Below are 11380 nucleotides of genomic sequence, written 5' to 3' on the forward strand. Positions count from 1 at the left end.
GATCTCCCCTGTCGCTTCGCTCGTGCCCGCCGCATCACAGCACCCCCTCCGCACTCAGGCCGGCCACTTCCTCGGCGCTCAGGCCGAGCAGCCCCGAGTACACCTCGTCATTGTGCTGTCCGGGTCGCGCCGAACCGGCGTTGCGCACGCTGCCCGGCGTCACCGAGAGCACCGGGATGACACCGGGTCCCTTGACGTTGCGTTCGACCCGTTCATCCCAGTGGTCGGCGATCATCCCGCGGGCCTGCAGCTGCGGGTCGTTGACCACCTCGGCCACGGTGTTGATCGGGCCGCTGATCACACCGGCCTCCGACAGCGTGGCGATGATGTCGTCGGGCTGACGCTCGGCCGCCCAGTCACCGATGATCTTGTCGAGCTCGTCCTGATGGCGGCCGCGGGCAACATGGTTGGCGAACCGGTCATCGCCTGCCAGCTCCGGCATGCCCATCGCACCGCACAGCCTGCGGAACACCGTGTCCTGGTTGGCCGCGATCACCACCCAGCTGCCGTTCGCGCTCTGATAGATGTTCGACGGGGCGATCCCCTCCAGCCGGGTGCCCGACGGCCCACGGATCACGCCGCCGACGTCGTAGTCGGGGATGGTGGATTCCTGGATCGCCAAGCAGCTTTCGGTCAGGGCGGTGTCGACGATCTGTCCTTCGCCGGTCACGCTGCGCCGGTACAGCGCGGCCAGTGCGCCCTGCGCGGCGAACATCCCGGCCAGGCTGTCGCCCAGCGACAATGCCAGCCGCGGCGGCGGGCCGCCGGGAAATCCGTTCATGTGCCGAAGCCCGCTGGCCGCCTCGGCGACCGAGGCGTAGCCGGCCTTGCCGGCGTCCGGTCCGGTCTGGCCGTAGCCGGACACCCGCACCAGGATGATGCCCTTGTTGCGGGCGCGCAGCACGTCGTAGCCCAGGTTCCACTTCTCCAGCGTGCCGGGCCGGAAGTTCTCCACGATGATGTCGGAGCGTTCCACCAGTTCCAGGAACAGCTCGCGACCGCGGTCGGTGCGCAGATCCAGGGTGGCAGCCTTCTTGTTGCGGGCGTGCACGGTCCAGAAAAAGTGGTGACCGTCGAGTTCGGCCTGTCCCCAGGTGCGCAGCGGATCCGGTGTCCCGGGCAGCTCGATCTTGATGACCTCGGCGCCCATGTCGCCGAGTAGCCGGCCGGCGAACGGGCCCGAGATCAGGGTGCCCAGCTCCAGGACCCGGATACCGTCCAGCGCACCGGTCGGCCCGCTCATACCGAGAACCCGTGCCGGTGCAGCCAATCCGTGCAGACTCCGACGGCCTGGCGCAGGGTGCCGCGCTGGTCCGGTCCGGAGTAGTAGTGGTTGGCGCCGCTGATCTCGTGCATCTCCTTGTCCGGATGCCCGATCGCCTCGAACAGGCGGCGGGTGTGGCTCGGTGTGCAGGCGTCATCGGCGAGGTTGCCGATCACCAGCGCGGGTACCGCGATGTCGGGGCCGGCCTTGACCGCGTCGCCGTTGGCGTCGTCGTAGCTCCATTGCGACAGCCAGCTGCGCAGCGTGCAGAACCGGGCCAGCCCGACGGGGGAGTTGTTCACCACCTGAGGATCGCCCAGATAGCAGGTGCCCGGGGTGCGTTCGTTCGGATCGACGGTCGGGTCCAGCCAGCGCGGATCGGCCATGGTGCCGTGCACCACGAACGCATATTCGTCATCGGGGCGGCCGGCGGCCCTGAGTTCGGCCAGCTTCTCCTTGACCCACTTGGTGATTCGCCGGTTCCGCGCGATTTGGGCTTCGTGGTAGCGCGCCAGGAACTCCGGCGTGTACGGCGGCTGATTCGGATTGTCGGGGTTGTACAGATCGAGCTCGGGGTCCCGCCGGGACGGGTCGTTCTCGTCGAGGATGGAGGCGTCCATCCATTCGGTCATCGTGCCGTGCCGGCTGATGTGCGCGGCCAGCAGCATGATGCCGTCGGCCGGGATGAGGCCGAGCGTGGTCAGATCGGGGCCGTCGCCGGACGGGCTGGCGGTGACCGTCGGGTGTTGGGCCTGCTGCTGGTAGAACACCGACAGCGACCCGCCGCCGCTCCACCCGGCCAGCACCACCTTGTCATAGCCGAGGCGGTTCTTGGCATCCTTGATGCACTCACCGAGGTCCTCGACGACCTTCTCCATCAGCAGCGCGGAGTCGGTGCCGCGGAACCGGCTGTTGCAGTAGATGACGTGATGCCCGGCGCGGGCCAGCGCGTTGATCATCGGCAGATAGGCGCCGCCGCCGATCGGGTGCATGAAGACCAGCACGGTATCGCTGGGCTTCTGCTTCGGCTTGAGCAGATAGCTCTCCAGCACCACGAGTTCGGCGACGCCGCCGTACACGTCGCGGACGCTGGAGGTGTTCTGGTAGGCGACCAGATACGGAATGCGCTCGTACTCGAACTTGACGGGTACTTCGGTGGCGGTCATGTCTAGTGTTGCCCCAGATCATTGGCGAGGATTTCGGCGGACGGGATGAGCCGGCGACGGGTGTCGATGGCGATCACCGACCAGTCCACCCGGTCGTAGTCGTCGAACTTGCGGCGGGCGCGCTCCCTGGCCTTCTCCGGCGCGCCGTGGTGAACCCCTTGCGGCGCATGGGAAACCAGTCCGGGCGGCATCGGGATGCCGTACAGCGAGCCGGAGTGGAAGAAGGCGATCTCGTCATAGTCGACGTTGCGGTGATACCACGGCGTGCGCTCGGTGCCGGGGACACTTTCGGCGGGCTTGGGCAGGAAGTTCATCACGTAGACGCCGGTGGCCTGCATGAACAGGTGCACCGTCGGTGGCAGGTGCACGCTTTCGGAGGTGATGACGGTGTAGTCCTCGATGTTGAAGGTGAACGGGAAGTTGTCCCCGCGCCAGCCCTCGACATCGAGCGGATTGTGTTGATAGAACAGCGATGTGGGCCCGCCTTCATGGATGAGGCGCACCTCGTATTCGGCCCTGCCGTCATCGTCGCTGGGCGCCGGTTCCGGGATGGTCACCTGCGCCGGGTCGAACGGGAAGTGTCTGCCCAGGATGCCTGCCGGCGGTACCCGGAAGTCGTCGGTGGCCTGGATCATGAGCCAGGTGCTCTCAGTGTCGGGCACCTGGCGGAACGTGCAGGCCTTGGGGAGATAGACCCAGTCGCCCTCGCGGTAGCGCACCGGACCGAACTCGGTCTCCAGCAGCCCGGCGCCTTTGTGCACGAAGATCAGCAGGTCGCCGTCGACGTAGCGGACGAAGAACGGCATCTCCTCGGTCCGCCGGGACAGCAGGACCTGGCAGTCGTCGTTGGAGAACATCAGCAGCGGGCCGCCGCGCGCGTCGGTGGCATCGCTGGGCTTCAGCTCCGAGGACAGCACGTCGGTGGGGCGCAGTGGCCCGACGGTGCGGTAGGCGGTGGGGTCGTTGCGCCGGTACATGTTCGCGGTCCGGCCGACGAAGCCGCCGCGCCCCAACTCGTCGTCCTTGAGCCCGTCGAGGTCGGCGTGCACGCGTTTGGGCGTCTTGCCTTTTCGCAGGTGAACGAAGGATTCCATGACGCTCCTCGACAGATTCGGTCAGCAAAACTGAAAGTGACTTTACTTTTTGTTCTGCCGTGGTGCAAGGCCTGTTCGGGGTCGGCCTGCTGGTCGACATCCTGCGGGTGCGCACGCTGTAGGTGACCGCGCCGGCGGTGCTGGTGGGCAAGTACCACTGGTGGCCGTCGGGGCGCCGCACCCCGCGCAACCGTCCGAGAACGAGCCCGTTGCCGTCGGCCAATGGCGTTGATAAGTACGTGGTTTCAGTCCGGATGACCGGTACCGCGAGCGGCTGAAGCCCGGTAGGTCGCAGAGCCGATTTCGCTACCTGGCATCAGTCTGGACGCACCATGGCTCACGAGGCTGAAGCCAGGTAGGTGGAGCTGCCGACGAACGGGAGTCGAGCCACCTCCACGGCTGGGCTTTACCTCAGACCATCGAGGTGCGCGGGATCTTCATGCCCAGCGACAGCGCGCCGGCCAACTCCCGGCTGGTGTCGTAGTCGAACACCACGTGCCCGGACAGAACGTCGACATCGCGCTTGTAGCGCTGCAGGGGGCTGGACAGGAAGTGGATGCTGGCCCCGCCGGCGCCCATCAGCTCACCGATGACGGCCTTGGACTCCGCGACGATGTGCGCGGCGGCCAGCCGGGCCTGCGCGCGCACCGGCTTGGCCACCGGATCCCCGGTGTCCACGATGACCTCGATCTCGCCGACGGTGTCGGCCAGCAGGCCGCGCAGCGCGCGCAGCCGAACCTGCGCGCCGGCCAGATGCGCCTGGGCGATCGGTTTGTCCTTCTGCATCACGCCCTCATAGGGCAGCACCCGTTCGGCGAGCCGTCGGGCGTAGATCTCGGTGACCCGCTCGGCGCTGCCGACGGCGGGCATGGCGGCCAGCAGCGCGAGCGCGGGCACCATCGGCCAGCGGTAGGTGGCCGAATCGTGCAGACCGGCGCCGGGCGCGGTGCCGGCATAGATGTCGGTGACCTTGACCAAGCGGTGCTCGGGCACGAAGACGTCGGTGGCGACGGCGTCATTGGAACCGGTGGCGCGCATGCCATCGGTGTGCCAGACGTCCTCGACGGTGACGTCGGCCGCCGGCAAGAGCGCCAGCGCGGGGTAGAGGGCGTCATCCGCGCCACACAGTGCGGCCACGATGATCCAGTTGCCGTGGTTCACCCCGGTGGCCCAGGACCACCGTCCGGTGAGCCGGATACCACCGTCGGCGGGTACGCCGCGGCCCGTCGGTGCCAGCGGAGCCGGGGCCAGGAAGGGCCGGGTGCCGAAGGCTTCCTGCTGGGCCTGCTCGCCGAACAGGGCCAGCATCCAGTTGTGCAGCGCGAAGAAGCCGATCGTCCACGCGCTGGAGGTGCAGCCGTGGGCCATCCGCCGGACCGGGTCCAGCAGGGCCGGGAAAGGGGCCTGCTGGCCTCCGTAGCGCGCCGGGACCAACAGATCGGTGAACCCGGACGCGGTCAGGTCGGCGATCGTCGCCTCGGGCAGCCGACGCAGCTCCTCGGCCTCGGGGGCGCGCTGGGCCAGTGCGCTCACGAACTCATCGGTGACAAGGGTGCGGGCCTCGATCGTGGTCATGGCCAGACCGTACCATACCTTTTAGTATGGAAGCGGGGTCGTCAGCGCGCCAGCATCAGGTCCAGGAAGCGGTCGCTCTGGGCGGCCTGGCGAGGATCGGGCACCCGGCCGGCCAGGTGCAGGAAGCCGATACCCACGGCGAATGTCGCGCCGGCCCGCAGTTCGGCCTCATCGGTGTCGAACCCGTAGTCCTCGAAGGCGGTGCGCACCGCGGCCAGCACCCGCCGGTCGGCGTCCCGGACGCTGTCAGCGACGGCGTCATCGGAGCGGGCCCACTCGCGCATGGCGCGCTCCAGCGTCCAGTGCCGCGGGCTCACCAGCGACGCCATCATCCGGGCCAGGCGGTCGCGCGGCGGCAACTCGCGGACGGCCTCGATCTGGCTGCGATCGGCATCTCGCAGGTCGCGCCAGCCCTCCACGAGGGCGGCTCGGTAGCTGGGCATGCCGTCGAAGTGCCAATAGAAGCTGCCCTTGGTCACCTTCAGTCGCGCACACAAACGATCGATTTTCAGCAGTTTTATACCGTCCTCGGCAAGGATTGCGTACCCGGCCTGAAGCCAATCGTCGATGGTCAGACGGTTGCCGGACGGACTCTGGGCGGTCGCCATGAGGGGCAGCCTACGACGACTCGCGCGCACCCCTGACTTTCTGTTGGCCCTCGCTGCGTGTTTTACTGCAAGTCGCGACAACTGAATTCTCGGTCCGCTCCACGACAGAGCGAGCGGACGCGGATACCGCAGTGCAAGGACGCACTGCGGTATCTCTGGGTGTTGGACATGCTGCACCCCGGGTCGGGCGGGACCGTGACAATTAGAGTTGGGAAGAATTTGATGCAGAACGTTGTAGGCCGGTGGATGCGCCGGATCGGGGCCGTCGCCGCGGCCGCGCTGGTCGTGCCGGGTGCGATCGCAGTGGCGGGTGGCGCAGCCACCGCTGGTGCCTTCTCCCGCCCGGGTCTCCCGGTGGAGTACCTGATGGTGCCGTCCGCTGGGATGGGCCGCGATATCAAGATCCAGTTCCAGAGCGGTGGCGAGAACTCGCCGGCCGTGTACCTGCTGGACGGCCTGCGTGCGCAGGATGACTTCAATGGCTGGGATATCAACACCCAGGCCTTCGAGTGGTTCCTCGACAGTGGTCTGTCGGTCGTCATGCCCGTCGGTGGCCAGTCGAGCTTCTACGCCGACTGGTACGCGCCGGCTCGCAACAAGGGCCCGACCGTCACCTACAAGTGGGAGACCTTCCTGACCCAGGAGCTGCCCGCCTACCTGCAGGCCAACAAGGCCGTCAAGCCCACCGGCAGCGCCGCGGTTGGTCTGTCGATGGCCGGCTCGGCCGCGCTGAACCTGGCGACCTGGCACCCCGCGCAGTTCATCTACGCAGGCTCCATGTCGGGCTTCCTGAACCCCTCCGAGGGCTGGTGGCCGTTCCTGATCAACATCTCCATGGGTGACGCCGGTGGCTTCAAGGCCGACGACATGTGGGGCAAGACCCAGGATCCGAACAGCGGCTGGAAGCGCAATGACCCGATGGTCAACATCCCGACGCTGGTGGCCAACAACACCCGCCTCTGGGTCTACTGCGGTAACGGCCAGCCCAACGAGCTCGGTGGCGGCGATCTGCCCGCGACCTTCCTCGAGGACCTGACCATCCGCACCAACATCACCTTCCGCGACAACTACCTGGCCGCGGGCGGATCCAACGGTGTGTTCAACTTCCCGAACAACGGCACGCACAACTGGGCGTACTGGGGCCGCGAGCTCCAGGCCATGCTGCCCGACCTGCAGCGTGTTCTCGGCGCATAAGTAAGCCGTAGAAAATCCCCCGGGGCATCTGCCTCGGGGGATTTTTCTATGTCGGGCCCCAGCGTCGGCGAGAGCGTGGTGTCGTCCGCGACTCGCCGACATCGCCGTATGCGGAGGCACTTTCGGGGAGCTCGCGTGCTCAGTAGAGGCGATCGTTACCCGAATACCCGAACGGCGGGCAGACCCACGACAGCAACGCCGCCTGGACGCGATCGAAGAACGCCTCTGGATGGTTGTGCAGCAGGCCGACACGGGAAACCCGGCATGGATCAGCGTGCGGCGTGTCAGGGTCTCGCACGGGGACTCAGAGCCTCAGGCCGACCGGCTTCCGCGCGGAACGTCAGGGTGCCGTCGTGCACGGCCTCCGGGCCGCGGAACGGCCAGTCGATGGGGTTCATGCCACCGACGGCGACGACGAGCGCCGACACGGATCAGCCGGCGGCACCCGATTCGCGCTCGCTATCCACAGGTGTGATTCACGCGAGTCTGCGTCGGGATACGGGGGCCGCGGTGTGGTGCGGATGACACCGCACTCTCGGCGAGAAGAAGAGGGAGGTGGCGCCGTCCCCCCGGATCGGCGCCACCACGTATCACTTCAGCTGAGCCGAGGACAGCCCCAGCAGTCGGCGGGCGACCACCAGCTGCTGAATCTGCTGGGTGCCCTCGAAGATGTCGAGGATCTTCGAATCGCGGGCCCACTTCTCCAACAGCGTCTGCTCCGAATACCCTGCCGTGCCCGCCATCTCGACGGCCTTGAGGGTGATGTCGCTGGCCACCCGGGCGGCCTTTGCCTTGCCCATCGAGGCCTCTTTGGAGTTCGGGATCTTGTTGTCGGCCTGCCATGCCGAACGGATGGTCAGCAGATAGCCGGACTCCCAGTCGGCCTCCATGCGCAGGAACTCCGCGGCCGGTGCGCTCTGAGCGTGCGCCGGCTTGTCGTAGGAGATCTCGATACCGGCCTCGGTCAGGATGACCCGCAGCTCCTCCAGAGCGGCGCGCGCGATGCCGACCGCCATGGCCGCCACGATCGGGCGGGTGTTGTCGAAGGTCTCCATGGCGCCGCCGAAGCCCTTGTCGGTCTTGACCTCTGGGTCGCCGAGCAGGTTCTCCTTCGGGATCCGTGCGTTCTCGAAGCGGATCACTGCGGTGTCGGAGGCCTTGATGCCCAGCTTGTGCTCGAGGCGTTCCACGGTGACACCGGGGTGCTCCCGCGGCACGACGAACGATTTGATCGCCGCGCGGCCCAGCGACTTGTCCACCGTCGCCCACACCACGATGTGGGTCGCGCGGGATCCCGCGGTGACAAAGATCTTCTCGCCGTTGATCACGTACTCGTCGCCGTCGAGAATCGCGGTGGTGGACACCGCGGCCGAGTCGGAGCCGAAGCTGGGCTCGGTGATGGCCATCGAGGCCCAGACCTTGCCGAAACGCTCCAGCTGTTCCTTGTTGGCAACGCTGGAGATCGCGGCGTTGCCGAGGCCCTGGAAGGGGATCGACAGCAGCAGGGCGACGTCGCCCCAGCTGACTTCCAGCGCGTTCAGCAGCGCAGACATGTTGGCGCCGTTGACGTTTGTCTTCTTGCCCTCGTCATTGCGGCCACCGAAGGCGTCGGCGCCGGCGAACGAGATGGTCTTGGCCTCCTGTAGGCCTTCGAAGAGGTGGGCCAGGGTGTCGAGCTCGACCGGGTAGGCGTGCTCGGCGAGGTCGTACTTGCGGGAGATCGGCCGCAGCATCTCCGCCGCGCCCTGATGTCCCTTTTCGACGACCGCTTGCAGCTTCTTGGGTAGTTCCAGATTGATTGCCATGACTGGGTTTCCGTTCCTAGAAGTCTTAGAGGACCACAACACCCTCGGCGACGCCGAGGACCCGCAGATCGCGGTACCAGCGCTCGACCGGGTGTTCCTTGGTGAAGCCGTGACCGCCGAGCAGCTGGACGCCGTCCAGGCCGATCTGCATGCCCTTGTCGGTGGCGATCCGCTTGGCCAGCGCGGCTTCGCGCGCAAACGTCAGGCCCTGCTCGGCGCGGGCCGCGCCGCGCAGCGTGATGAGTCGCAGACCGTCGAGTTCGATGGCGATATTGGCGGTCATGAAGGCCACCGCCTGCCGGTTGGCGATCGGCTCACCGAACGCCTCGCGTTCCTTGATGTAGGGGATGACATAGTCGAGCACGGCATGCGAGGTGCCGACTGCCAATGCGGCCCAACCCAATCGGGAGTACGCGATGGCCTCGGAATAGTCCTGGGCGAAGTCGGCGTCGCTGCGATCATCCTCGCCGAGGCGGTTGTGCAGCGGCACCGCGACGTTGTCGAGGGCCACCCGGCCCAGCGCGGCGGCGCGCACGCCCATCGACGGATCCGCCTCGACGGTGACGCCTTCGGACGAGGCCTCCACGATGAACAGCGCGGGCTTGCCGTTGAGCTGGGCGGCGACGATGAACAGCTCCGCGCTACCCGCCGCGGGGACAAGCGATTTCACGCCGGAGAGCCGGTAGCCGCCCGGGGTGCGCACCGCGGTGGTTTTCAGTGCGGTGGGATCGAACAGCGCGTGCGGTTCGGCGATGGCCACACTCGCCTGCGGTACCTTCTCGCCGGCGAACTCGGGCAGATAGGTGGCCTGCTGGGCGGCGCTGCCCCAATGGGTCAGCGCGGACGCGACCCCGGAGGGCGCCAAGATCGGCAGGGCCAACCCCATGTCGCCGTAGGCGAGCGCCTCGGCGACCAGGGCGCCGGTCACCGTGCTGCGGTGTTCGGCGATGCCGTCGAAGTTCTCCGGGATGTTCAGCGAGGTGATCCCGAGCTCGGCGGCCTTGGCGATGAGGTCGGCCGGGTAGGTGACCGCGGCGTCGGCGTCGTGAGCGGCCGGGCGCAGGATCTCCTCGGCGAACTCGCTGACCGTCTCGACGATCATCTTCTGGTCGTCATCCGGGGTCAGGTCGAAGTAATCGGACTCCTTCGGCGCGAGCCGGGTGGGGGAGCCGCCCAGGTTCTGGATCTTCTTGAACTGACGGGTCGACGCGCCGGCGGCGGAGAACGCCGTCTTCACGCCGTACCGGATGCCCTTGTTGAGCGGATCGCGCAGGCCGTAGCGGTCCAGGAACTCCTGGCCCATGAGGGGAGTGAGCAGCGCGATCCCGATATCGGTCGCGGTGCGCTTGTGCTTTTGGAGCCCGACGGCGCTTTCCGGGCCTTTGCGCTGGGGGCGAGATTCGATCTGAGTCATTTCGGCAGCCTCTTTTGGTGGGGGCAATGCGTGATGACCGTATCTTACTCCGGAGTAAGATAGAAAAAGGCTGTAACCAACCTCACAGTGTGGCCAGAACCGCCGCATGCAGCCGGCCGTTGGTGGCCAGGGCGCTGCCGCCATGCGGTCCTGGAGTGCCATCGATACTGGTGAACGTGCCGCCGGCCTCCCGGATCAGGATGTCCAACGGCGCGATGTCCCACACCTTCACCTCGGGTTCGCAGGCGATGTCCACGGCACCCTCGGCCACCAGGCAGTAGGACCAGAAGTCCCCGTAGGCCCGCACCCGCCACACCGCGTCAGTCAATGTCAGGAAACTCTCCCGGCGGTCGTCCCACCCCGTCGTCAGGTCCGAATAGGACAGGCTCGCCGAGGCCAGATCGCCGACCCCGGACACCTGGATGCGGCGAGTCGCGCCGCCGAACGAGGTGTGCGCGCCCGCCCCCGCCCCGGCCCACCAGCGCCGCCCGAGCGCCGGTGCGCTCACCACACCGACGGTGGGCACGCCGTCCTCGATCAGTGCGATCAGCGTGCACCACACCGGGACGCCGCGGACGAAGTTCTTGGTCCCGTCGATCGGGTCGATCACCCACTGGCGGCCCGTGGAAGACGTTGTACCGCCGAACTCTTCACCGAACACGCTGTCATCGGGCCGGGCCTGGGACAGCGCCGCTCGTAGCGCCTCCTCGGCGCCCTTGTCGGCATCGGTGACGGGGGTGAGATCGGGCTTGGTCTCGATGTGCAGATCCAGTGCGCCGAAGCGGGCCATGGTCAGCTCGTCGGCCTGGTCGGCCAGTCGCAGGGCAAGGTCGAGATCGTCGGCACTCATGCCCGCAGTCCTACCATGGCTAGGTGATCGAATTCGCGATGATATTGCTGTTGGTCGGTGCGCTGGTGCTCATAGCGATGCCGTGGATCCGCAAGCGCCGCGAGGCAGGGGGCGGCGGCATGGGTGGCGGTATGGGCGCCGGCATGGCGCCCGGCACGCTGCTGGTCACCGGCGTCAGCCCACGCCCGGACGAGGTCGGCGAGCAGTTCGTCACCATCAGCGGCGTCATCAACGGGCCGACGGTCAACGAGCACGTCGTCTATCAACGTCTGGTCGTCGACGTCAACCAGTGGCCCACCATCGGCCAACTGATCGACGTCGTCTACTCGCCGAAGAACCCGGACAAGTGGGGTTTCGCCCCGTCGGCGCCGCCCCCGCCACCGGCACCCGAGACCTACCCGACCGTCTGA

Annotated in this window: 10 protein-coding genes; 2 read left to right on the forward strand and 8 right to left on the reverse strand. The window is 67.4% G+C overall.

Annotation, left to right across the window (positions count from 1 at the left end; translation table 11 throughout):
* Positions 1–34: 34 nt before the first annotated feature.
* From C6A86_RS08365 to C6A86_RS08385, 5 genes are all read right to left on the reverse strand, one after another.
* Positions 35–1243, reverse strand: a complete 1209-nt coding sequence (locus C6A86_RS08365; RefSeq protein ID WP_105362089.1) for a CaiB/BaiF CoA-transferase family protein — start codon at positions 1241–1243, stop codon at positions 35–37.
* Positions 1240–2430 (reverse strand): S9 family peptidase, encoded by a 1191-nt coding sequence (locus C6A86_RS08370; RefSeq protein WP_105362090.1) that lies wholly within the window; start codon positions 2428–2430, stop codon positions 1240–1242. The genes C6A86_RS08365 and C6A86_RS08370 overlap by 4 nt, the downstream gene beginning before the upstream one ends.
* Before the next feature lie 2 nt (positions 2431–2432).
* Positions 2433–3524, reverse strand: a complete 1092-nt coding sequence (locus C6A86_RS08375) for a homogentisate 1,2-dioxygenase (RefSeq protein WP_105362091.1) — start codon at positions 3522–3524, stop codon at positions 2433–2435.
* A 411-nt stretch (positions 3525–3935) separates the two neighbouring features.
* Entirely contained in the window at positions 3936–5099 is a 1164-nt protein-coding gene (locus C6A86_RS08380; protein ID WP_105362092.1) for an acyl-CoA dehydrogenase family protein, read from the reverse strand.
* Between the two features lie 41 nt (positions 5100–5140).
* Positions 5141–5707: a TetR/AcrR family transcriptional regulator gene (locus C6A86_RS08385; protein WP_105362093.1), complete on the reverse strand. Its 567-nt coding sequence runs from the start codon at positions 5705–5707 to the stop codon at positions 5141–5143.
* A 222-nt stretch (positions 5708–5929) separates the two neighbouring features.
* Here C6A86_RS08385 and C6A86_RS08390 point away from each other — a divergent pair, with 222 nt between their 5' ends.
* Positions 5930–6901: an esterase family protein gene (locus C6A86_RS08390; RefSeq protein ID WP_105362094.1), complete on the forward strand. Its 972-nt coding sequence runs from the start codon at positions 5930–5932 to the stop codon at positions 6899–6901.
* A gap of 590 nt (positions 6902–7491) precedes the next feature.
* Here the strand turns inward: C6A86_RS08390 and C6A86_RS08395 are convergent.
* From C6A86_RS08395 to hisN, 3 genes are all read right to left on the reverse strand, one after another.
* Positions 7492–8706: an acyl-CoA dehydrogenase family protein gene (locus C6A86_RS08395; protein WP_105362095.1), complete on the reverse strand. Its 1215-nt coding sequence runs from the start codon at positions 8704–8706 to the stop codon at positions 7492–7494.
* A gap of 25 nt (positions 8707–8731) precedes the next feature.
* Positions 8732–10120 carry an acyl-CoA dehydrogenase family protein gene (locus tag C6A86_RS08400; RefSeq protein ID WP_105362096.1) on the reverse strand — a complete coding sequence of 463 codons (1389 nt, stop codon included), beginning with the start codon at positions 10118–10120 and terminating at the stop codon, positions 8732–8734.
* An 82-nt stretch (positions 10121–10202) separates the two neighbouring features.
* Positions 10203–10970, reverse strand: a complete 768-nt coding sequence (hisN, locus tag C6A86_RS08405) for a histidinol-phosphatase (protein ID WP_311101079.1) — start codon at positions 10968–10970, stop codon at positions 10203–10205.
* A gap of 23 nt (positions 10971–10993) precedes the next feature.
* On the opposite strand from hisN, the gene C6A86_RS08410 reads away from it, so the two are divergent.
* A complete protein-coding gene (locus C6A86_RS08410; RefSeq protein WP_105363308.1) occupies positions 10994–11380 on the forward strand; it encodes a hypothetical protein in 387 nt (128 codons plus the stop codon).

Origin of the sequence: Mycobacterium sp. ITM-2016-00316 (assembly GCF_002968335.2) — a bacterium.
In the GTDB taxonomy this organism is placed as follows: Bacteria; Actinomycetota; Actinomycetes; order Mycobacteriales; family Mycobacteriaceae; genus Mycobacterium.